General features: G+C 69.9%; 17 protein-coding genes. 7 read left to right on the top strand and 10 right to left on the bottom strand.

All coding sequences use genetic code 11. The features are described 5' to 3' along the window. Positions 1 to 61: 61 nt before the first annotated feature. A complete protein-coding gene (locus ACLJPX_RS41000; RefSeq protein WP_410605590.1) occupies positions 62 to 1,456 on the bottom strand; it encodes a mycothione reductase in 1,395 nt (464 codons plus the stop codon). 75 nt (positions 1,457 to 1,531) lie between these two features. Continuing rightward, positions 1,532 to 2,194: a M15 family metallopeptidase gene (locus tag ACLJPX_RS40995; RefSeq protein WP_410605589.1), complete on the bottom strand. Its 663-nt coding sequence runs from the start codon at positions 2,192 to 2,194 to the stop codon at positions 1,532 to 1,534. A gap of 378 nt (positions 2,195 to 2,572) precedes the next feature. Between ACLJPX_RS40995 and ACLJPX_RS40990 the strand changes: the two genes are divergently transcribed. After that, a complete protein-coding gene (locus ACLJPX_RS40990) occupies positions 2,573 to 3,406 on the top strand; it encodes a S1 family peptidase (protein ID WP_410605588.1) in 834 nt (277 codons plus the stop codon). Positions 3,407 to 3,446: 40 nt separating this feature from the next. Next, on the top strand, positions 3,447 to 3,923 hold the full coding sequence (locus ACLJPX_RS40985; RefSeq protein WP_410605587.1) for a GNAT family N-acetyltransferase: 477 nt from the start codon (positions 3,447 to 3,449) through the stop codon (positions 3,921 to 3,923). On the opposite strand, the gene ACLJPX_RS40980 is transcribed toward ACLJPX_RS40985, so the two are convergent. From ACLJPX_RS40980 to ACLJPX_RS40965, 4 genes are all read right to left on the bottom strand, one after another. Next, complete coding sequence (locus ACLJPX_RS40980; RefSeq protein ID WP_410605586.1) at positions 3,889 to 5,076, bottom strand: 8-amino-7-oxononanoate synthase; 1,188 nt, start codon at positions 5,074 to 5,076, stop codon at positions 3,889 to 3,891. The two genes, ACLJPX_RS40985 and ACLJPX_RS40980, sit on opposite strands and share 35 nt — an antisense overlap. Positions 5,077 to 5,233: 157 nt before the next feature. Then, on the bottom strand, positions 5,234 to 6,739 hold the full coding sequence (locus tag ACLJPX_RS40975; RefSeq protein WP_410605585.1) for a DEAD/DEAH box helicase: 1,506 nt from the start codon (positions 6,737 to 6,739) through the stop codon (positions 5,234 to 5,236). A gap of 366 nt (positions 6,740 to 7,105) precedes the next feature. Next, on the bottom strand, positions 7,106 to 8,047 hold the full coding sequence (locus ACLJPX_RS40970; RefSeq protein WP_410605584.1) for a serine protein kinase RIO: 942 nt from the start codon (positions 8,045 to 8,047) through the stop codon (positions 7,106 to 7,108). 535 nt (positions 8,048 to 8,582) lie between these two features. Beyond that, on the bottom strand, positions 8,583 to 11,408 hold the full coding sequence (locus ACLJPX_RS40965) for an ATP-binding protein (RefSeq protein ID WP_410605695.1): 2,826 nt from the start codon (positions 11,406 to 11,408) through the stop codon (positions 8,583 to 8,585). Positions 11,409 to 11,717: 309 nt separating this feature from the next. Here ACLJPX_RS40965 and ACLJPX_RS40960 point away from each other — a divergent pair, with 309 nt between their 5' ends. The 3 genes from ACLJPX_RS40960 (at position 11,718) to ACLJPX_RS40950 (ending at position 16,032) form a co-directional block, all read left to right on the top strand. Continuing rightward, positions 11,718 to 12,881, top strand: coding sequence for a S8 family peptidase (locus tag ACLJPX_RS40960; RefSeq protein WP_410605583.1), 1,164 nt, complete (start codon positions 11,718 to 11,720; stop codon positions 12,879 to 12,881). Next, positions 12,881 to 14,428, top strand: a complete 1,548-nt coding sequence (locus ACLJPX_RS40955; protein WP_410605582.1) for a S8 family serine peptidase — start codon at positions 12,881 to 12,883, stop codon at positions 14,426 to 14,428. Before ACLJPX_RS40960 ends, ACLJPX_RS40955 begins: the two co-directional genes overlap by 1 nt. A gap of 71 nt (positions 14,429 to 14,499) precedes the next feature. Continuing rightward, the gene (locus ACLJPX_RS40950; RefSeq protein WP_410605581.1) at positions 14,500 to 16,032 is read left to right on the top strand and encodes a phytoene desaturase family protein; all 1,533 of its coding nucleotides are present in this window, start codon (positions 14,500 to 14,502) and stop codon (positions 16,030 to 16,032) included. 61 nt (positions 16,033 to 16,093) lie between these two features. Here the strand turns inward: ACLJPX_RS40950 and ACLJPX_RS40945 are convergent, their stop codons facing one another. Continuing rightward, positions 16,094 to 17,545 (bottom strand): trypsin-like serine protease, encoded by a 1,452-nt coding sequence (locus ACLJPX_RS40945; RefSeq protein WP_101609585.1) that lies wholly within the window; start codon positions 17,543 to 17,545, stop codon positions 16,094 to 16,096. 87 nt (positions 17,546 to 17,632) lie between these two features. Next, a complete protein-coding gene (yaaA, locus tag ACLJPX_RS40940) occupies positions 17,633 to 18,388 on the bottom strand; it encodes a peroxide stress protein YaaA (RefSeq protein WP_410605580.1) in 756 nt (251 codons plus the stop codon). Positions 18,389 to 18,447: 59 nt separating this feature from the next. On the opposite strand from yaaA, the gene ACLJPX_RS40935 reads away from it, so the two are divergent. Both ACLJPX_RS40935 and ACLJPX_RS40930 read left to right on the top strand, forming a co-directional pair. Then, positions 18,448 to 19,416 (top strand): GNAT family N-acetyltransferase, encoded by a 969-nt coding sequence (locus ACLJPX_RS40935; RefSeq protein ID WP_410605579.1) that lies wholly within the window; start codon positions 18,448 to 18,450, stop codon positions 19,414 to 19,416. Between the two features lie 73 nt (positions 19,417 to 19,489). Next, complete coding sequence (locus ACLJPX_RS40930) at positions 19,490 to 20,425, top strand: aminoglycoside phosphotransferase (protein ID WP_410605578.1); 936 nt, start codon at positions 19,490 to 19,492, stop codon at positions 20,423 to 20,425. Between the two features lie 8 nt (positions 20,426 to 20,433). Here ACLJPX_RS40930 and ACLJPX_RS40925 read toward each other — a convergent pair whose 3' ends face one another. Continuing rightward, entirely contained in the window at positions 20,434 to 21,336 is a 903-nt protein-coding gene (locus ACLJPX_RS40925; protein ID WP_410605577.1) for a 2-hydroxyacid dehydrogenase, read from the bottom strand. Positions 21,337 to 21,367: 31 nt separating this feature from the next. Continuing rightward, positions 21,368 to 21,721 (bottom strand): VOC family protein, encoded by a 354-nt coding sequence (locus tag ACLJPX_RS40920; protein WP_410605576.1) that lies wholly within the window; start codon positions 21,719 to 21,721, stop codon positions 21,368 to 21,370. Positions 21,722 to 21,811 lie beyond the last annotated feature (90 nt).

Raw genomic sequence — 21,811 nt, 5'->3', positions numbered from 1 at the left:
TGAAAGGCCCGTTACTTGCAAAATTTGCAAGTAACGGGCCTTTCATAGCGCGCGCGACGGCTCAGTCCAGCGGCAGGTTCAGCAGCGCGTTCTCGACCAGCTCCGGCATCGCCGGGTGGATCCAGTACTGTCCGCGCGCCATGCTCTTCGCGTCGAGACCGAAGCTCATCGCCTGGATCAGCGGCTGGATCACCGACGACGCCTCCGGGCCGATGATGTGCGCGCCCAGCAGCTGCCCGGTGGCCGGGTCGGCGAGCAGCTTCGCGAAGCCGGTGGTGTCCTCCATCGCCCAGCCGTAGGCGATGCCCGCGTAGTCCTGGTGCGACGTCACGTACGACACGCCTCGCTCGCGAGCCTCGTGTTCGGTCAGCCCGACCGAAGCGACCTGCGGTGAGGTGAACACGGCGTGCGGGACGAAGCGGTGGTCGGAGGCGATCCGCTCGTCCGGGTGCAGCAGGTTGTGCTGCACGACGCGCTGCTCGTGGTTCGCGACGTGCTTCAGCTCGAAGACCGAAGAGATGTCGCCGAGCGCGTAGATCCCGTCGACGACGGTCTGCTGGTACTCGTCGACCACGACGTGCCCGCGCTCGCCCGTGGTCACGTCGGTGGCGGCGACGTCGAGGAGGTCCGAGTTCGGCGTGCGGCCGGTGGCGACCAGCAGCACCTCGGCCTCGACGGTCTCGGCGCCCTGCGGGCCTTCGAGGTCCAAAGCGACGCCCGACGCGGTCTTGCGCGCGCGGACGGTCTTCCGGTCGAGCCGGACGTCGAACCGCCGCCCGGCCAGTTCGGTGAACCGGGCGCTGACGTCGTCGTCCTCGGAGCGCAGCAGCGCGCCGGACCGGTTGACCACGGTCACGTTCACCCCGAACGAGGCGAAGACGTGCGCGAACTCGGCCGCGATGTACCCGCCGCCGAGGATCACGATGCTCGACGGCAGTTCGTCGAGCCGCATCACGGTGTCCGAGGTGAAGTAGCCGGTCTCGTCGAGGCCGGGGACGTCCGGGATCACCGGGCGCCCGCCCGCGGCCAGCACGAACCGGTCGGCGGTGATCGTCTCGGCCGGACGGCCGTCGGGGTAGCTGACCTGCAGTTCCTTGGTCCCGGTGAAGCGGCCCTCGCCCTCGTACACGGTGACGTTCTTGTTGTCCTCGTGCTTGACGCGGTACTCGAGCCCGCCCGCGGCGATCGGGTCGATCCGCCCGAAGATCCGGTCGCGGACGTCGCGCCAGCGGACCCCGGTCAGCTCCTCGTCCACGCCGTACTTCGACGACGACGCGGGGGTGGCCGCGACGTTGGCGGCGTGCACGAACATCTTCGTTGGGATGCAGCCCACGTTCAGGCAGGTGCCGCCGAACGTGCCCTTCTCCACGATCGCCGTGTTCCAGTCCGCGAAACGCGGGTCGAGGATCGAGTTACCCGATCCGGTACCGACGATCACCAGGTCGTAGTGGGGCACGCTGTATTCCTTTGCGGCGGGAGCGGAGGTGGTTCCGACTCTAGCCAACTTGTCACGGAGACCGGTTGTTCCCGGTCAGCGTCCGTTCGCGCTGAAATGCATCCGGTCCACCGGCGTGGTCCAGGTCCCGCCCCAGATCCAGCCGATCGCGGTGAAGGCCGCCACGGTCCGGTCCCCGGCGGTGATCATCCCCGGCCGCCGGTTCGCCCGGTCGAGGTACGCCGACGCGAGTTCGGGCAGCACGAGATCGCCCTTGGTGTACGGGTTGCAGAACGGGTTGACGTCGATCGCGAGTCCGTAGGCGTGCGCGGACCAGTTCGTCTGGCCGCGGGCCGGGCGGCAGACGAAAGCGTTGGTGTTGTTCCCGTCACCCGTCGGGGGAGCGGTGAGCTCGGCGGGCGTGGTCACGCGCATTTCCTCGATCGGGAACTTCGCGGCGAACAACCGCCCGAAAACGGAGACGACGGCGTTCGCCACCGAGGCGTTCACGAGCATTTCGCCGGTATGCGCGCGGCCGTCGAAACCCCAGAAAGACAACGTGAGATAGCGCAGCTCGCCCGCTTTGACCGGACAGCCCGCTTGCCAGGTGCTGCGCGCGAGAACCTCGGCGGGCACCGGGATCACCGTGCCCGCGAACCGGTTCCCGGCCGGCGGGGGAAGCAGGTCCGCGGTCGGCAGCGCACGATCGGCCAGTACGGGAGGAGTCGGGAGGATCTGCCCGAAACCGTCACGGCGCAAGGGAAGCGGCTTCGCGCCGACCTGCCAGACCGGTGCGGGCGGCGGGGCCGGGATGCTCGAAATCGGTGCCGGTGAAGGGGTTTTCGCGGAACTGGTCCCGACGGCCGATGAGGACGGCGCAGGCGGCGCAGGTGTCGTTTCAGGTGGAGCCGGATTGGAACACGACGACAGCAGAAAGGCCGTAGCCGCCAGAATCGTCGCCGTCGCCCGCACTGGTCCAGCGTGACAGATGCGTTCGGTGAGCACAGGTCCACCCGTTTCAGTGACACCACATCGGGCTTTCTCCGATTAGGGTATTCGCGATCGCTCGTGTACGCGCTGGAGTCGAATGACTTCCCAGGGTTTGACCGTACGTACGCCCCGGTGAAGGGAAAGAACATGCCCAAGAAGTCACGTCGCACCCTGATGCTCGCCGTCGGGGCGGTACTCGCGACGGCCGTGATGGTGCCGATCGCGGTCAACAGCGCGTCGGCGGACGACAGCGCGGTGAGCGGGCCGGACAAGGCCGTCGAGCCGAGGATCGTGGGCGGGGGCAAGGCTTCGGTCTCGCAGTATCCGTACGCGGTCTATCTGGCCGATCGCAGCGGCAACCAGTACTGCGGAGCGGTGATCGTCAGCTCCACGACGGTCGCGACGGCGGCGCACTGCGCGGTCGCGGTCAAGAAGAACGACGTCCGGGTGGTCGCCGGCCGGGAGGACAAACGCTCGCGGGACGGCATGGAACTGCGCGTTTCGAAGGTCTGGGTCAGCCCCGACTACCAAGGGGACCCCGGCAAGGGTGACGACATCGCGGTCATGACGGTCAGCGGCCAGTTGCCGTACCGGGCCGCGAAGGTCGCCGGGTCCAGTGATGTCGAGAAGTACCGCGAAGGCACCGAGGCCACGGTGCTCGGCTGGGGCCGCGTCGCCGACGGAGGCGCGCGTTCGGACTACCTGCGCAGCGCGGTCGTCCCGGTGGTCAGCGACAAGACCTGCCGCACCGCGTACTCCGGCTACGACCCGAGCGACATGGTGTGCGCCGGATACCCCGAAGGCGGGGTCGACGCCTGCCAGGGCGATTCGGGTGGTCCGCTGATGGTGGGCGACACGCTGATCGGGATCGTTTCGTTCGGCGAAGGCTGCGCGAAGGCGAACAAACCGGGCGTGTACACCCGCGTCTCGCACTACGCGAACGAGATCTCGCAGCAGAACAGCCGGGGCCTGATCGGCTGATCGATGCCTTCTTCACGTCCGATGTGCTAACAAGTGGGGCGTGAGCACCGACACCCCGATCATCGAGACCTCGTCGTTCCCGCTGTCCGTCGCCGGTGACGAGATCACCGCCGCACAGCTGCACGGCATCCTCCGCCTGCGCGTCGACGTGTTCGTCGTCGAGCAGGAGTGCGCTTACCACGAGATCGACGGGCGGGACCTTCTGCCCGGCACCAGGCACCTCTGGATCGGCGGCTCCGTCGCCGTCGACTCGTACCTTCGCGTGCTGCAGGACGCCGGCGGCACCTTCCGTATCGGCAGGGTGTGCACGGCCGTCCGCTCACGAGGCAAGGGCCTGGGGGGGCGGCTGATGGAGACCGCGCTCGCGGGGATCGGAGACGCGCCGTGCGTCCTCGACGCGCAGACGTACGCGACGAAGTTCTATGCCAAGTACGGCTTCGTGGCCGAAGGCGAAGAGTTCATGGAAGACGGCATCCCGCACATCACGATGTGGCGCCGGGAGGCGCCGCAGCCGTGATCACGGCGACCGCGCGGTCCACGTCGGCCTCGGTGAGGTCGGCCCGCGCGGTCAGGCGCAGGCGGGAGATGCCGTCTGGCACGGACGGCGGGCGGAAGCAGCCGACCCGCACCCCCTGATCCGCGCACTCGGCCGCCCACGTGACGGCGGCTTCGGGCGACGGCGCCTGCACCGAGATCACCGCGGCGTCCGGGAGACCGACCCGGAACCCCGCCGCTTTCAGTTGGTACGCAAGGTTTCCAGCCGCCTCGGTCACCTTGGTGGCCAGCTCCGGCTCGGCCTTCAACGCGTTGAGGGCCGCCAGCGCCGCGGCGGCGCTGGCGGGCGCGAGCGCGGTGTCGAAGATAAAACTGCGCGCGGTGTCCACGAGATGCTTGATCACGCGACGCGGCCCGAGCACCGCTCCGCCTTGCGCCCCAAGGGATTTCGACAGCGTGATCGTGGTGACGACGTCCGGTGCGCTGGAGAGTCCCGCGGCGTGGACGGCACCGCGGCCGCCTTCGCCGAGAACACCGAAGCCGTGGGCGTCGTCGACGAGCAGCGAAGCGCCGTGTTCCCGGCAGACGGTGGCGAGTTGCTCCAGCGGGGCGATGTCGCCGTCGACGGAGAACACGGAGTCGGTGACGACGAGCGCGCGTGGCTTGCGGCGGGTCGCGAGAGCGTGTTTGAAGGCGCTCGGATCGCTGTGCGCGACGGCGGCGATGTCCGACCGGGACAGGCGGCAGCCTTCGATCAGCGAGGCGTGGATGTACTTGTCCGTGACGATCGCGGAATCCGCGCCGGACAGGGCCGTGACGGCGCCGAGGTTCGCGGTGAAGCCGGACGAGAAGACCAGCGCGGCCTGCGTGCCGCAGAAGCGGGCGAGTTCCTGCTCGAGTTCGGCGTGGACGTCGGTGGTGCCGGAGACGAGGCGGGAGCCGGTCGCCCCCGCGCCCCAGCGCAACGCGGCCGCGGCGGCGGCACCGGCGACGCGTTTGTCCCTGGCGAGCCCGAGGTAGTCGTTGCCCGCGAGGTCGAGTTCGGGCTCCTGCGCCTGCCGGATGCGCAGCTTGCGCACCAGCCCGGCCTCGGCCCGCTTCTCCGCCTCCACGTCGAGCCAGTCGAAGACCTGGTCGGGCGGGAGGTTCTGGGGAGCGGGGCCGGGAGAAGTCACGTCCCGCAGTCTCCCACTCGCGCCCCCGTGCCTGGCGTGGTGGTCCCGCTGTGCCCCCACCGGAACGCAATGAACGGGCCTTTCCTTGCAAAATTTGCAAGGAAAGGCCCGTTCATTGCACGCTGGGGCCGGGGTGGACCGGCTCCGTTCAGTCAGTTCAGCTGTCGTAGCTGCGACGCGGGCGTCCGGTGCCCGGACGCTGCGGGCGGCCGCTGCCGCCACCGGACTCGCCACGACGCGGGCGGCCGCGGAAGCCGCCGGGACGGCCGCCTTCGCGGTGACCGTGACCCTCGCGCGAACCCTGGTAGCCACCGCGGTCGCCGCCACCGTAGCCGCGGCCACCGCCGCGACGCGGGGACTCACGACGACGCTCGATGACCGGCTCACCGCTGGGCTGCTGCGCACCGGTGATGCGAGCGAGCTCGGCGTCGCCCGGGCGGACCGTGGTCTGCTCGGCGCGGACACCGGCGCGGTCGGTCATCCGGCGCACCATGCGGCGCTGGTCGTGGGTGACCAGCGTGACCACGACACCGGACGCCCCGGCGCGCGCGGTCCGGCCGGCGCGGTGCAGGTAGTCCTTGTGGTCGGCGGCCGGGTCGACGTGCAGCACCAGCGAGATGTCGTCGACGTGGATACCGCGAGCGGCGACGTCCGTGGCCACGAGGACCGGGGCGAAGCCCTCCTTGAAGTCCGAGAGGACCCGGTTGCGCTGGCCCTGGGTCTTGCCGCCGTGCAGAGCGGCCGCGTGGACGCCCTTCTCGCGCAGGCGCTCGGTGAGGCGGTCCACGTGGTGCTTGGTGCGGACGAACATGATCGTGCGGCCCTCGCGGGCGCCGATCTCGGTGATGATGTCCTGCTTGTCCTGGTGCGACACCTGGAGCACGTGGTGGTCCATGGTGGTGACGCTCGCGGTCGACGGGGCGACCGAGTGCGTGACCGGGTTGGTCAGGTACGCACGGACCAGGCGGTCGACGTCACCGTCGAGGGTCGCCGAGAACAGCAGGCGCTGGCCGTCACGCGGGGTCAGGTCGAGGATCTCGCGGACCTGCGGCATGAAGCCCATGTCGGCCATCTGGTCGGCCTCGTCGAGCGCGATGAAGGTGCATTCCGACAGCGACGCGGTGCCCTGGCGGACGTGGTCCGACAGCCGGCCGGGGGTGGCGATCAGCAGGTCGACGCCGCGGGAAAGCGCGTCGGCCTGGCGGGTGAAGGCCATGCCGCCGACGGCGGTGCGGCACCACAGGCCGAGGGACTTGGCCAGCGGGGTCAGCGAGTCCGCGACCTGCATGGCCAGCTCGCGGGTCGGGACGAGGATCAGCGCGCGGGGGTGCTTCGGACGGGCGCGGCCGCCGTTGAGCCGGGTCAGCATCGCGAGGCCGAAGGCCAGGGTCTTGCCGGAACCGGTCTGGGCGCGGCCCAGCACGTCGCGGCCGGCGAGCGCGTCGGGGATGGTCGCGGACTGGATCGGGAACGGGGTGGTGATCCCGCCCTCGGCCAGTGCCCGCAGCAGGGGCTCGGGGAGACCGAGCTCCGCCCAGGTGGTGGCCTCGACACTCTCGACGGCGTCGTTGTGCAGCATCGCGTCACCCGCGGGGCGGGTGCGCGGCTTGCGGTGCTGCCGGGCCGACGGTGAGGTGTGGCCGGAGTTGAACGTGACTGTCACAAATGCCTCTCGGACGTGGCACGTCGCAAGGAGGCCCGGGCTGCCCGCACGCAGGCAGGGCAAGATGGTGTGCACAGATGGGCGTTCACAGGGACGAACCCGGCACACCGCGTCTGCATGACACCGCGCGCCAATTGATTGATACGGATACCGCGAGCCATTCGGTTGGCTTTGGAGGCGACGGACACCACTCATCCACGCCGCCGGTTGCGGTCTAGCACTACTGTACCGGACCGTTATCCGGCCTCCCAATCGGAGGGACCGATTGTGGGCAGGGTCTCCACCGAGGCTTCTCCCTGCGTGTCATGAAAGGGGCTTTCCTGACGGATCACGTCGGGAAAGCCCCTTTCATGACACTGTGGACGGTCAGCGGAGGCCGGCGATCTCTTGCAGTTCCCCGATCAGCTCCGGGACCGCCGTCAGCCGCTCCGGCAGTCCCCGTGAGTGGAACCACGTGGCGATGTTCCGCACGTCCCGCGCGAGGAACTCGAGCCCGCCGGGGTTGGCCACGATGTCGACCACCTGCGGCAGATCGATCACCATGATCTGCCCGCGGTGGACGAGCAGGTTGTACGCCGAGAGGTCGCCGTGCGCGAGCCCCTGCGACGCCAGCAGTTCCAGCATCGCCGAGGTCTGGAACCACAGTTCCCGCAACTGTTCCGGCTCCGGCCGGACCTGCGCGAGCCGCGGCGCGGCCGTCTCGCCGTCGCCGAGGAATTCCAGCAGCAGTTCGGTGCCGTCGCGCTGCACCGGGTACGGCACCGGAGCGCCGACCGCCCACAGCCTGCTCAGCGCGCCGAACTCGGCCACCGCCCACTGCTCGGCGATGAGGTTGCGGCCGAAGCTGCTGCGCGTTTCCATGGCCCGCATCTCCCGCGAGCGCCGCATCCGCCTGCCTTCGAGATAACCGGCGTCACGGTGGAAGAGGCGGTGCTCGCCGCTGCGATACCGCTTGGCCGCCAGCACCGTGCCCTCGGTTCCGGGCAGGTTGCGCCGGACGAGGTGGACGTCGGCCTCCTTGCCGGTTTTGAGGATGCCGAGTTCGGTGTCCACCGCCGCCAGCTCGGTGATCACCCAGTCGGGTCGCGGGTGCGGCCCGTGCTCGGCTTCACCCCAGGTGCTCCAGCGGTCGGCGCCGTCAGGGATCGCTGTTTCGGTGTAAGCGTCTTCGCGCAGCCGGGCGAGCCGGACGCGTTCGGCTTCGGTGAGCCGTCCGCCGCGAGCGGGTTCGGGTTCGTCGTCGAAACGAGCGCGACGGGTGCGGCGGGGACTTTGTTCGTAAGACTCTTCGAGATCGTGCTTGCGCACTGGTGGGTTCTCCTAGTCAGGGGTGCCCCACCGGGCGAGCGTCGTGATTCCGCGCTCAGCCGCGAGGGGCGAGTGGATGGGGGCGGACAACGCCCCGGACAGTCATCAGCACGAGGCACCTCCCGATCGCATCCACCGGCTCCCTGCCGGATCGCGCACGATCATCTCGGACGCCGTCGGGCGCCCGCAACCGAATTAATGAGGGCTAAGGCGAAGGTGGCGTGCTCGTGCCGTCCTTCGGTATCTGTCGCGGGGCGGGGGCGCTGCCCTGCCCACCTGAAGTACGTGAAGGACCCCTTCCTTGCGTCTAGCGCAGTGAAGGAGGCCTTCCCGTACTTGAGGAAGGGGTGAAGGTCGAGTTTCCGACCCAGCCGCCGTGCCTGACGCCCACGCCAGCCGGTTCGGGTGTCGCGAAAGCCACTTTCGCGACGTCTGGTGTCCCGAAAGTGGCTTTCGCGACACAGCCCCTTTGCCACTCACGACGCCGCCGGCCTCGCTCTCCGCCCCCGCCAGGCGCCCGCAACCGAACTGATTCCTAAGCCGACCGCAGCCCCGCCAGCTCGCTCCGCGACCGCACCTTCAGCTTCCGCAAAACGCTCGCGACGTGCTGTTCCACCGTGCGCCGGGACAGGAACAGCACCTCGGCGATCTCCCGGTTGGTGTGCCCGGCGGCGAGCAGCCTGGCGACATCGCGCTCGCGCGGGGACAGTTCGTCGCCGTAACCCCGGCGGCCGCGCCGCGAGGGGGCGACGGCGCCGGTGGACCGGAACGCGTGACGGCAGCGTGCGGCGTCACGCGTGGCGCCGAGGTGGTCGAACGCTTCGGCGAGCGCGGCGAACGTCTCCGCGACGTCCTCGTTCATGGCCAGGCGGCACCGCGTGGCCCGTTCGGCGATCAGCGCCGCGTGGTACGGCGCGGGGAGGGCGTCGAACCGCGCCCGTGCCTGCTCGAAGGCCTTGATCGCCTCCGCGTGGTCGCCTCGCGACGCCGCGACGAGCCCCCGGTTCGCGGCCAGCGCGGCACGGGTCGACGGCGCGTCGAGGTCGCCGATCTCGCGTTCGAACTCGTCGGTCAGCGCTTGCGCCGCGGCATCCTGCCCGGTGACGCAGTACGCGTCGACGGCGGCCATCACCAGATCGGCGCCCCAGGCCCAGACACCCTTGGCGCGCAAGAGTTCCAGTCCCTTCTCGGCCTGGATTACGGCGGCCTCGCCGAGGTCCTGTGCGAGCAGCATGCCCGCCATCCCGGCGTGCGCGGCGATCGCGACCGGTGTGAACGCGTTCTCCGGCTGGTCCGCCGCGGTCCCGGCGAACCGGATCGCGGCTTCGTCCCATTCGCCGCGGGCGGCGGCGAGCAGGCCCAGCACCAGGCACAGTTCGCTGGTCACCGGCAGCAGGTCGCGGTACTCGTCGATCAGCGCGTCGGCCCGTTCGGCGAGACCGTCCCAGTTCCCGGTGAGCCAGTCGGTGTGGACCGCCGTCGCGCGGGCCGTGCTGACGACGTACGGCGCCCCGCAGTCGGCGGCCAGCTGCATTCCGCTGCGCAGCAGGCTCCTGGCCCGCCGGTGGTGACCCGTCCAGGCGCAGGCGTCGGCGCTGTTGCAGTGCAGCCGCGCCAGATGCCGCTGCTCGTCGGGCGAGCCGACGCTGGTGGGTGCCCGGTCCAGCATGTCCCAGCCCCGCGGGTCCCCGATGTGCAGCCGCGACGCCGCGTTGTTGGCCAGCAGGATGATCTTCAGTCCCGGGTCGGTCGCCCGGTCGATGAGCCCGTCCACCCGGTCCATCCACCGCCGGTGTTCGTGCAGCGGGGTCGAGCCGACCCAGGGCTGGGCGAGGACGCCCATCCCGCGCCCGGCGAGGTCGGGGCGGTCGGCCAGGTCGTTGACGGCGATCTCGATCTCGGTCCTCGCCGCTTCCAGTCCGCCCGCCTGGCGCACCAGCAGGAGCCCGAGCCCCAGCCGGACTTCGCCGCTCAGGCGCCCGGACAGCCTGCCGTCGGTGAGCAGCCGTTCCAGCGCCGGGACGACCTCGGTCTGGGCGAGGCCGTTGCACGCCACCGAACTGAACTTGACCGCCAGTCTGTCCACATCGGACGGTTGCAGTCCCGGTTCGTCGAGCAGGGTGCGGAGCAGATCCGTCGCGGTGGCGAGGTCGCCGACCGTCGACGCCTGATCGGCGGCCGCTTCGCCGTATTTCAGGGCCCCGGCCCGGTCGCCCGCCTTGCGGCAGTGTTCGGCGAGCCGCACGAGGGACTGCGGGAGCCGGTCGCGCAGCAGCCGCGCGGCCCGCCGGTGCAGTTCCTGCCGGTCGGGGCCGGGGATGGTGCGGTAGACGGCCTGCTGGGCGAGCGCGTGCCGGAAGCCGTATTCGCCCTCGCCGGTCTCCACCAGGACGTTGCGTTCGAGCGCGAGGACGAGCGCGCGATGGGCGCGTTCGGGGGTGAGCGCGGCCGCGGCGGTCAGCAGGTCCGGAGTGGACGGTATGCCGAGGACGGCGGCGGCCTCGGTGATCCGCCGGGCGGCGGGCGGCAGCGCGGTGAGGCGTTCGACGGTCGCTTCACGCAGCAGAGCCGGGACTTCGACCGCGTCGAGCAGGCGCCGCGCGGTCGCGCCGTCGGCGTGCACCGCGCCCTCGATGCCCGCGACCGCGTGCACGACCTCCTCGACCACGAACGGGATCCCCGCGGTCCGCTCGTGCAGCCGCGCGGCGAACTCGGCCGAGACGTTCGCTTCGCCGAGCAAGGCCGACACCAGCGCTTGGACGCCGTCGCGGTCGAGCGGCCGGAGCGTGACGAGCACGTGCGCGGTGCCGGGCGCGGGCCGGAAGGCGCTGCCGAGCGGGATGCCGCCGGGAGTCTCTTCACGCCGGTAGGTGAGCAGGAGGGTCAGCCCCGGGGGCGGGTCGGTCATCAGGAATCGCAGCAGGCGGCGGGACCCGTCGTCCGCCCAGTGGAGGTCTTCGATGAGCAGGACGTGCGGGCCCACCGCGCCGAGCAGTTCCCGGACGGCGCGGAAGAGCCGGTGCCGTTCGGCCCTCGGATCGCCGAGCCGGGCGGGCGGCTGGGGCAGGTAGGCCGCGAGTTCCGGCAGGTAGGGCGCGAGTACGCCGGTCACGGGGTTGAGTTCGCGCGCCGGGCGGACGTCCTTCAGCGCGTCGAAGACCACGCCGTAGGGAAAGGGCTCCCGCAGTGGCTGGCAGCTTCCGGCGAGGACCGGTCGTCCGGCCAGTTCGGGGCAGGCCAGCAGCTCGGTGGCGAGCCGGGTCTTGCCCACCCCCGCCTCACCCTCGAGCATGATCACCGACGGCGAGCGCATAGCGCCGTCGAGGATCTCGCCCAGTTCCGCATCACGGCCGACGAGCACGGGCGAACTCGTCCTGCGTCGGCAGCCACCGATCACCATGCCGGGTCACCCCCGCTTCACGAACCACACCGTTCGAGTGAACGCAGCTTAGGCACGTGCTCAGCGATCACGGAACCCGCTCGGACGGTCACGGAACTTTCGTAGGGATGGTGATTTTCCCTATTAGATACGTAGTCCTACGGACCGTTGCCTCGCTTGTTCGCGCAGGTCCCACCACCCGAAAGTGATTCAAGCGTGACTGGTCGTCACGGCGCCGGCCCGGAAACCCGCCGGCGCGAACCACCTGTTCGAGTGAACGGAGCTCAGGAAATGCGTGGAGAACTTCGACGTCACCGGATCGCGGGTGCGGTGCTCACCGGGGCCTGTGTAGCGGCCTCGCTGGCCTTCGCCGGATCGGCGACGGCCGCCGAGGGGCAGATCCGCGGCGCCGGTGTGCCGGGAGCCGTCACTGACGGGTACATCGTCTCGCTGAAGAGCGGCGACGCCGGTCTCGCGGCCAAGTACGGCGGCCAGGTGAAGGCGACTTACACCGCCGCGCTGAACGGCTTCTCGGCGAAGATGACCGAGGCACAGGCCAAGCGGCTCGCCGCCGACCCCAACGTCGACTTCGTCCAGCAGGACGCGGTCGCCCACATGACCGGCACCCAGAACAACCCGACCTGGGGTCTCGACCGGATCGACCAGAAGAACCTGCCGCTGGACCGGAAGTACACCTACCCGAACGACGGTGCGGGTGCGACGGTCTACGTCCTCGACACCGGTGTCGACTACCGCCAGTCGGAGTTCGGCGGCCGTGCGAGCAGCGGTTACGACTTCATCGACAACGACAGCGACGCCAAGGACTGTCAGGGCCACGGCACGCACGTCGCGGGCACCGTCGGCAGCGCCACCTACGGCGTGGCCAAGGGCGCCAAGATCGTCTCCGTCCGCGTGCTGAACTGCCAGGGCAGCGGCCAGTACTCGCAGATCATCAGCGGGATCGACTGGGTCGTGAAGAACGCCAAGGGCCCGTCGGTGCTCACCATGAGCCTCGGCGGACCGGCCGACTCCGGTGTGGACGCCGCCGTGCGCCGCGCGGTCTCGGCGGGCATCACCAACACGGTGGCTTCGGGGAATTCCAACACGGACGCCTGCTCCACCAGCCCGGCCCGCGTGCGTGAGGCCATCACCGTCAACGCCACCCAGAACGACGACCGCCGGTCCACGTTCTCGAACTACGGCAGCTGCACCGACATCTTCGCGCCCGGCACCAACATCACCTCGCTGCGCAACGGTGGCGGTACCCAGCAGATGAGCGGCACCTCGATGGCGACCCCGCACGTCGCCGGCGCGGCCGCGATCTACCTGACCTCGCACCCGTCGGCCAACCCGGCCGCCGTGGCCTCCGGCCTGGCGAGCGCCGCCACCAGCGGTGTCGTGACGAGCCCGGGTTCCGGTTCGACCAACAAGCTGCTGAACGTGGCGGGTCTCTGATGCGCCGCGGCGTGCGGGCCGGTGTGGTGGCCGTGGCGGCCACCGCGCTGGCCGCGCTCGCCGCAGGCAACGCCGTCGCCGCGCAGGCGGAAGGCGTTGTCGTGCAGGCGAACCAGCACTACGGGAATCAGTACATCGTGGTGCTCCACGATGTCGGCACCATGGCGGTCGAGCAGTCTTCGGCCGCACTGACCAGCCGTTACGGCGGCGAAGTCCGGTCGGCGTACAAGAACGTGCTCCGCGGCTTCTCGGTCAAGGGAATGTCCGAGCAGCAGGCCCGGCGGCTCGCGGCCGATCCCGCGGTCAAGACGGTCTTCCAGGACGGCACGGCGCGTGCCGTCGGCACGCAGACCAACCCCACCTGGGGCCTCGACCGGATCGACCAGAAGAACCTGCCGCGCGACAAGAGCTTCACCTATCCGAACACGGGTGAGGGCGTCACCGCGTACGACATGGACACCGGCATCAACCCGGAGAACCCGGAGTACGAAGGCCGCGCGTCCATCGGCAAGGACTTCGTGGGCGGCAACGGGAAGGACTGCAACGGGCACGGCAGTCACACCGCGGGCACCATCGGCAGCAAGACCTACGGCGTGGCCAAGAAGGTCAAGATCGTCGGGCTGAAGGTGCTGGGCAACGACTGTTCGGGCAACGGTCCCGACTCCGCCATCGTCGACGCGGCCGAATGGCTGACCGCGAACGGCACCAAACCGGCGGTGGCGAACCTGAGCCTGCGGATGGACCAGGTCGGGCTCGGCGACGACGTCATCAAGAAGTCCATCGCGGCGGGCTTCGTCTACGCGGTGGCGGCGGGCAACGAGAACCAGAACGCCTGCAACGTCAGCCCCGCCCGCATCCCCGAGGCGATCACGGTCGGCGCCTCGGACGAGAACGACAACAAGGCGTCGTTCTCCAACCACAGTTCGTGCGTGGACATCTTCGCCCCTGGCAACAACATCACGTCGTTGTCCACGTCCAACGGTGGTTCGGCGAACATGAGCGGCACTTCGATGGCCACGCCGCACGTGGCGGGCGCGGCGGCGCTGTACCTGTCCGCCAACTCCGGCGCCACCGCGCAGCAGACGCGGGACGCGCTGGTGAACAACTCCTCGGACGGCGTGCTCAAGGGCCTGCCGAGCGGGACGGTGAACAAGCTGCTGAACGTGTCGTTCATCGGCGGTGGCGGCCCCGGCCCGAAGTGCGGGGCCAAGTCGAACACCACACCGGTGTCCATTCCGGACGCGGGTGACGCGGTGACCAGTTCGGTGACGCAGGAAGGCTGCGACGGCAAGGCGTCGGCGACGCTGCCGGTCAAGGTCGACATCGCGCACACCTACACCGGTGACCTGGCGATCGACCTGATCGGGCCGAGTGGCGCGGTGTTCGCGCTCAAGCCAGCGGGAGGGATCGGCGAGGCGAGTGGCGTGCACACGTCGTACACGGTGAACGCCTCGTCCGAACCGGCGAACGGGACCTGGAAACTGCGGGTCCGTGACGTTTACCGGTTCGACAGCGGGACGATCGAAGGATTCTCCATCACCTTCTGAGTCCTTGCGAACGGCGGTGCGCCGCGGTCACGATGACCGCGGCGCACTGTCGTTTCGCTTTGGAGGGTTGCATGGAGTCCTACGACGTGGTCGACACTGTGATCGTCGGTGGCGGGCACAACGGCCTGGTGGCGGCGGCCTACCTGGCCAGGGCGGGCCGTTCGGTGCTGGTGCTGGAACGCCGTGACGAAGTCGGCGGGGCGGCGGTGTCCTTCCGGGCCTTCCCCGGGGTCGACGTCCGGCTTTCGCGGTACTCGTACCTGGTGAGCCTGCTGCCGCGCAAGGTCGTCGCGGACCTCGGGCTCGAGCTCGATCTCAGGCGGCGGAGGATGTCGTCGTACACGCCCGTCGGCGACGGCGGTCTCCTTGTCGACACGGGCGACGAGGGTCGCACGGCGGCGTCGTTCTCCGCGCTCACCGGGTCCACAAAGGACTTCGAAGCGTGGCAACGGTTCTACGCGATGACCTCCCGGGTCGCGGAGCGGACGTTTCCCACGCTGACCGAACCGCTGGTCTCCAGGGAGGAACTGCGCTCAGGGATCGATCCGGAAGCCTGGGACGCGCTGTTCGAACGGCCGATCTCCGAAACGCTCACCGCACTGTTCGGCGACGACACCGTCCGCGGTGTCGTCCTGACCGACGCGCTGATCGGGACCTTCGCCGACGCCGGCGATTTCCGGCAGAACCTTTGCCTGCTCTACCACGTGATCGGCAACGAGACCGGCGATTGGGACGTCCCGGTGGGCGGGATGGGCGCGGTGACCGGCGCGCTCGCGTCGGCCGCGCGGGCGGCCGGGGCGCGGCTGATGACGGGCGCCGAGGTGCTGTCCATCGACCCGGACGGATCGGTGCGGTACCGGCTCGATGACGACGAGTTCGCCGTGCGCGGCGGTCACGTGCTGGCCAACGTCGCGCCGCGGACACTCGCGCGGCTGCTGGGCGAGGAACCGCCGGAGGCGCCGGAAGGCGCGCAGCTCAAGGTGAACATGGTGCTGTCACGGCTGCCGCGGTTACGCGATTCGAGCGTCGACCCGCGTGAGGCGTTCGGGGGCACGTTCCACGTCAACGAAAGCTACGGGCAGTTGGCGACGGCGTACGCGGAGGCCGCCGCGGGCGAGATCCCGTCGCTGCCGCCGTGTGAGATCTACTGCCACTCGCTGACCGACCCGTCGATCCTCGGCCCGGCCGAACAGGCCGCAGGCGTGCAGACGTTGACGCTCTTCGGCCTGCACATGCCCGCACGATTGTTCGAAGGGCGCAACGACGCCGCGCGTGAAGCGGCGTTGCGGGCGACGTTGTCCTCTTTGGACAGTGTGCTGGCCGAACCGATCGAGGACTGTGTGCTGCGTTCACCGGACGGCCGATCGTGTATCGAGGCGAAGACCCCGCTGGACCTCGAAGCCGAACTGGGGCTGCCCGCGGGGCACATCTTCCATCGCGACCTGTCGTGGCCTTACGCGGCCGATGCGGCTCAGGTGGGGAAATGGGGTGTCGAGACGGCGCACGAACGGGTGCTGCTCTGCGGTGCGGGCGCCGTGCGGGGCGGTGGCGTCTCGGGGATTCCTGGCCACAATGCCGCGATGGCGGTGCTCGCCCGGTCCTGAAGCGTCGGGAAAGGGGCTTTCAGGACGAAATCTGTCCTGAAAGCCCCTTTCCTGGCACTCGCTACTGGACGGTGAGGGTGTAGGTCGCCGTCGAGGTCTTGCCCGCCGAGTCCGTCGCGGTGACGGTCACCGGGTACGTGCCGCGCTGGAACGGCGCGACCACCTGCATGGTCGAGCTGCCGCCGCTCGAGATCGTCTTCGGGTTGAAGAACGGCGCGAACGGCAGGCCCTGTCCGGACGCCGACAGCGTGATCGTTCCGGTCCCGCCGGTGGCGGAAACCGTGACGTTGCTGAAGAACCCGGGCTGGGCGGTCCCGCTGCCGGGGCTCACGCTCACCTGGAGGTTGCCGGGCTGCGGTCCGCCTTCACCGACGGTCAGCGTCAGCTTCGTGGTCGCCGTGTCGGTGGTTCCCTTGCCCGAGATCGTGACCGCGTAGTCCTTTTCGGCCGTCCCGGCGGGAACCTCGATGCTCACCTTGGCCGATTCGCCCGAGGTGATGGACGCGGGCTGGAACGTGGCCTTCGCCCCGTCCGGAAGCCCCGACGCGCTCAGGTCGACCTTCTCCGCGCCGTTCTTGCCCGGCTTGCTGGTCACCGTGGCCGAAACGTACTTGCCCGGCTCGACCTTGAGCGAGGACGGCGTCACCGCGAGGGAGAACGTCTCCGGGTTGTTCGGCTCGCCGATCTGCTGCTTGACCCAGTCGCCCATGTCGTTGTTGAGCCTGCCGTACACGCTGTACCACTTGAAGTCGCTGCGGCTCCACGACGCGACGCCGACGATCTTGCCGTCCACGACCAGCGGCCCGCCGCTGTCGCCCGGCAGGATCGTGACGTGGCCGTCGCTGTAACCGCTGCAGATCATCGTCGCGTCTTTGAAGCCCGCGCCGACACCGTTGCAGCTGCTGCCCTGCACGATCGGCAGGGTGAACTTGTGCAGTTCGACGTTCGCGGGACTGTCGTCGTGGTTCTTCTTGCCGTAGCCGAGCCCGAGCCCGGACTTGCCCGGCTTGTTCAGGTCCGTGTCGGCCGACGTCGCGACCTTCGCGTACTGACCGCCCGGCACCGGGATGTCGGCGTCGGTGGTGACCACCGCGACGTCGTACCCCTGGTCGAAGTTGACGTACTTCGGGTGCTTCTCGTAGCTGACGACGCCGATCTTCGTTCCGCCACCGGCGTTGAGATCGTCCAGTCCGTAGAGGAAGGATTTCGCGCCCGCCGCGTCCTTGCAGTGCGCGGCGATCAGGATCTTGCGCGGCGCGACGACCGAGCCGGTGCAGGTCTGGCCCTGTGGTCGCGTCCCGCCTTCGCGCAGGCCCGCGATGATGAACGGGTGGTCCTTGACGGAGGCCGGGGTGCCGCCGATGGAGTTCGTGTGGAGTCCACCGGGGACGATCGCCTGGTCCGTCGGGGTGACGGCTGGCAGGTTCGCGGCCGCGGCAGGCGCGGGCAGGAGGACCGAGAGGCAGCCGAGGGTGGCGGTGGCGATCCCCAGAAGCCGTTGTCTTCTGTTCACGGTTGTTCCTTTCCAGATGGCTGGAAATCACTTTCCGCATGTGCCACCGGCGGAACAATCGAGGAAGAAGCCCGTAGGGGTACTGAACTAATGCGGCCCGTCTCCGGTGAGCAGCTCCAGACTGTGGTCACCGGTGCGTTCGACGTCGAGACCGGCCTTCGACAGCACCCGCAGCAGCTGTTCCACAGTGGACGGTTCGCTGCGGGACTTCACCAGCTCCGCGGCCAGCCGCCCCTTGTACGCCTTGTTGAAGTGGCTCACCGTGGTCCGGTTGCCCTTCGCGTCCTCGGTCACCACACGGACGGTCACCGCGTCCGGCCGGAGCTTCGCGAGCGCCGAGTAGGTCCCGGAGCGCAGGTCGACGACGAGCCCCTCGATGCCCTGGAGCACCGGTTCGAGCGTCGGCTTCCACACGCTGCGGATGGTCCCGAGCGACGGCAGCGCGTTCCCGCCGGAAAGCCGGTACGCGGGGATCGGGTCGGTCGCCGCGACCACCCCGAACAGGGCCGAAGCGACGGCGAGGCGCTTCTCGGCCTTCGCCAGCGTCGCCTTGGTGAAGGACTTGACGTCGAGCGCGTCGTAGAGCACCCCGGTGTAGCGGCGCAGCCCCGGCATCGTGGGCGAGGTCCACAGCTCGGCGTTGCGGGCGACCTCGTCGGCCTGCCGTGGCGTGATGCCGAGCGCGACGACACTGGCCGGGACGTCGCCCGCCAGTTCGACGAGCGCGTCGGCCAGCTTCGCCCTGGTCGGATTCAGTTCCGGGAACGACAGGGCGCCGAGGTCCAGCGGCGCGCCGGTGCCACCGGCGGCCTTGGTTTCGGAAGGGGGGAGCAGCACGAGCACCACGGAAGCGTAACTAAATGGAGTGCGTCACCCCGAGGCGCGGGCTTAGCCTCGTCCGCATGAGCCTGACCTGGCGCCCGCTGACCCTGGACGACATGCCGCGACTGGCCGAGACCTTCGCCGAGGCGGAGCGTGTCGAGCCGATCGAGGAGCACTACAGCGCGGAGGATCTCGCCGAAGAGATCGGCTCGCCGACGGTGGACCTGCCGACGGCGTCCACCAGCGCCTGGGACGGCGGCACACTGGTCGCCTACGGCCTGCTCAGGAAACGTGACGCGGCGGATCCGGTGCACATGATGCGGGCCGAGACGCTCGTTCACCCCGAGTACCGCGACGACGCGATCGCCGCGCACCTCACCGGCTGGTTCGTGGAGGCGGGAAAGCGCCTCCACGCGAAGTCCCACCCGGACGTGCCACTGGAACTGCACGCCGCGGCCAACACCAAGCAGCGCTGGCTCTCCGAGGTCCTCGTCGACTCCGGATACGAGCACGCCCGGTGGTTCGTCGACATGCGCGCCGACCTCGACGCGATCCCGCCGGTCAAGCCGCTGCCCGAAGAGTTCCCGCTCGTCACCTACGAGGACAAGTACGAAGCCTTCACCCTTCGGTCCCGCAACGAGACCTTCGCGGACCATTGGGGGAGCACGGAGCAGTCTCCGGAGGCGTGGCGGCATCTGGTGGTCGGCGGGAAGGATTTCCAGCCGGACCTGTCGTTCCTGCTGCTGAGCCCGGAGCGTGACCGAGTGGTCGCGATGGTGCTGAGCGCGTTCTTCGCCTCCGACGAGGCCGCCACGGGTGTGAAGGACCTGTATGTCAGTCACGTCGCGACGGACGCGGCCCTTCGCGGGCGCGGCATCGCGGGCGCGCTGCTCGGGCACACGATCCTCCAGGCCAAGGCGAAGGGCTTCCAGCGGGCTTCGCTCAACGTGGATCAGGACAACAGCCACCGCGCCCTCGGTGTCTACGAACGTGTCGGCTTCAGCGAGCATCAGCGCTGGGCCGGGTACGTGAAGTCCGTTCCGACCTGACCGGTTGTCACCCGAAAGGGTGGATTTGGGTACAGTCGATCTTCTCGGAGAGATCGCTGGGGGTGGTAGGGCGTTGCCGGTTTCCGCACGCCTCGGCTGGCATGACCTGCCTTCGGCGACGCGTGACACCGTGGAGCGTGAGCTCGGGTCGGTAGTCCGCCGTTCGCTGTGGCAGACCCCGGAATTCGACGGCGGTGTCTCCGCGAGGCTCGAACTCGACCGCGGTCATCGCTGGGTCTTCCTGAAGGCGATCCCGGCGAACAGCCCGCGCGCGGGCGGCTACCGGACGGAGGCCGCCATCGCGCGACGGCTGCCGCCGGAGGCACCCACGCCGAAGCTGCTGTCCTTTGTGGACGGCGACTGGCTGGTGCTCGCGTTCGCCGACTTCGACGGCACCAGGCCGAACCTACGGCCGGGGTCGCCGGACCTCTCCGCGGTCCTGGCCACCTTCGGCGCGCTCGGGCGCACGCTCACGCCGTGCCCGCTGCCCGATGTCCCGGACGCCCTCGACGATCTCGGCCCGCTCCTGCGCGGCTGGCACGAACTGGCGAAGGAGCCGCCCGGCGATCTCGACGGCTGGGCCGTCCGCAACCTCGACAGGCTCGTCCAGCTGGAGACGTCGTGGCATCCCTGGTCGGCAGGGGACACGTTGCTGCACAACGACATCCAGCCCGAATACCTGGTGCGGACCGGGCCGGGCCGGGTGCTCGTCACCAACTGGCGTTATCCGGCGAGAGGCGCGGGCTGGCTCGACCTGGTCGCGCTTGTGCCGTATCTGCTCGACGCCGGGCACGAGCCCGCCGACGTCGACCGCCTGCTGCGGCGGCGCCCCGTGCTGTCCGGCGTCCCGGTGTGGGCGGTCACCGCGTTCGGCGTCGCCTTGGCCGGGCACACCGAACGCGCGTGCCGGCTCCCGGAACCACCCGCGACGACCGGGGTGCGCGCGGCGCAGCGCCGGCTCGCCGCGGCCATGCGCGACTGGCTCGCCTACCGCACCCACTGGCCCTAAAGCGTCCTTCAGCCGACCACGTTCAGCGGCTCTTCCCCGGCGACGTACCGGCGCAGTTGCTCGGCCACCAGCCGCTTCGCGCGCGGGTAGAACGACGCCGACCCGCCCGCGATATGCGGCGTGATGACGACCCCCGGCGCCGTCCACAGTGGATGCCCGGCGGGCAGCGGCTCCGGATCGACGACGTCCAGCGCCGCGCGCAAGCGCCCGGCGACGGTCTCGGCGGTGAGCGCCGCGGTGTCGATCGCCGAGCCGCGCCCGACGTTCACCACCAGGGCGCCGTCCGGCAGCGCGGCGAGTTCCGCGGCGCCGAACAGGCCCGTGGTCGCGGGCGTCTCGGGCAGGATCAGGACCACGATGTCGGCGGACGGCAGCAGTGCCGCCAGTTCGCCGACGCCGTGCACCCGCTCCGCGGGACGCGCCGTGCTCGCCACCCTGGTCACGACCGCTTCGGCCGCGATCAGCTGCCGCTCGATGGCCTGGCCGATCGAGCCGTGGCCGACCAGCAGCACCCGGCTGTCGGCCAGCGAACGCGTGTGTTCGCGAGCCCACGAGCCCGTCGCCTGCTGCGCGAACCAGCGCGGCAGATCCCGCTGCGACGCGTGGATCAGCGCCAGCGCGTGCTCGGCCACGCTGAGGTCGTGCAGGCCGCGGCCGTTGGCCAGCTTCACCCCCGCCGGCACCAGCGGGACCAGCCTTTCCACCCCGGCCGAAAGCGACTGCACGAGCTTCAGCGACGGGAGCCTGTCGATCAGCTTCGTCGGCTCCGCCCCGGTGTCGTACGGCAGCACGTAGATCTCGACGTCATCGAGGCCGCCCTCCGGCAGCGGCCCGATGCCGTCGTACAGCCGGACGCCCAGGCCTTCCGGTAGCTCGATGTCGGCCCAGGGCAGGATGGCTCGCTCCGTCATACCGCCATTCTGACCATCGGGGCCGCCCTCACTACCCGTGGGTCGCGACGCAGAATTCGTTGCCCGCAGGGTCGGCCAGCACCGTCCAGGCGATACCCGGCATCTTCTGCTCGTCCACCTGCTTCGCGCCCAGCCCGATCAGGCGCTCCACCTCCTTCTCTCTGTCTTCGGCGCCGAAGTCCATGTGGACCCGGTTCTTACCCACCCGCGGCTCCGGCACGCGCTGGAACGCGAACACCGGCCCGTTCTCCACCTTGGGGTGCAGGATCAGGAACTCGCCGTCGTGGTCCTGGTCCACCTCGACCCCGAGCGCCTTCGTCCAGAACGCCGCGAGCCCGCGCGGATCCGCGCAGTCGATCGTGATCATGCCCAGTTCGATACCCATGGCGGCACGCTAGCGGCACCCACCGACAAATCCGAGCGCCCGCGATAACCGGTTGAAGAGCCCAGGGGAGGGGTGACTACGCTGCGCAGA

Source organism: Amycolatopsis sp. lyj-90 (genome assembly GCF_046549035.1).
Classification (GTDB): domain Bacteria; phylum Actinomycetota; class Actinomycetes; order Mycobacteriales; family Pseudonocardiaceae; genus Amycolatopsis.
Note: the sequence above shows the minus strand (reverse complement) of the source record. Positions and strands in the feature narration are given on the sequence as shown.

Coding starts and splice junctions, on each gene's coding strand:
- ACLJPX_RS40990 (WP_410605588.1), top strand. CDS start 2,573: ATGCCCAAGAAGTCACGTCGCACCCTGATGCTCGCCGTCGGGGCGGTA.
- ACLJPX_RS40960 (WP_410605583.1), top strand. CDS start 11,718: ATGCGTGGAGAACTTCGACGTCACCGGATCGCGGGTGCGGTGCTCACC.
- ACLJPX_RS40955 (WP_410605582.1), top strand. CDS start 12,881: ATGCGCCGCGGCGTGCGGGCCGGTGTGGTGGCCGTGGCGGCCACCGCG.
- ACLJPX_RS40950 (WP_410605581.1), top strand. CDS start 14,500: ATGGAGTCCTACGACGTGGTCGACACTGTGATCGTCGGTGGCGGGCAC.
- ACLJPX_RS40935 (WP_410605579.1), top strand. CDS start 18,448: ATGAGCCTGACCTGGCGCCCGCTGACCCTGGACGACATGCCGCGACTG.
- ACLJPX_RS40925 (WP_410605577.1), bottom strand. CDS start 21,336: ATGACGGAGCGAGCCATCCTGCCCTGGGCCGACATCGAGCTACCGGAA.
- ACLJPX_RS40920 (WP_410605576.1), bottom strand. CDS start 21,721: ATGGGTATCGAACTGGGCATGATCACGATCGACTGCGCGGATCCGCGC.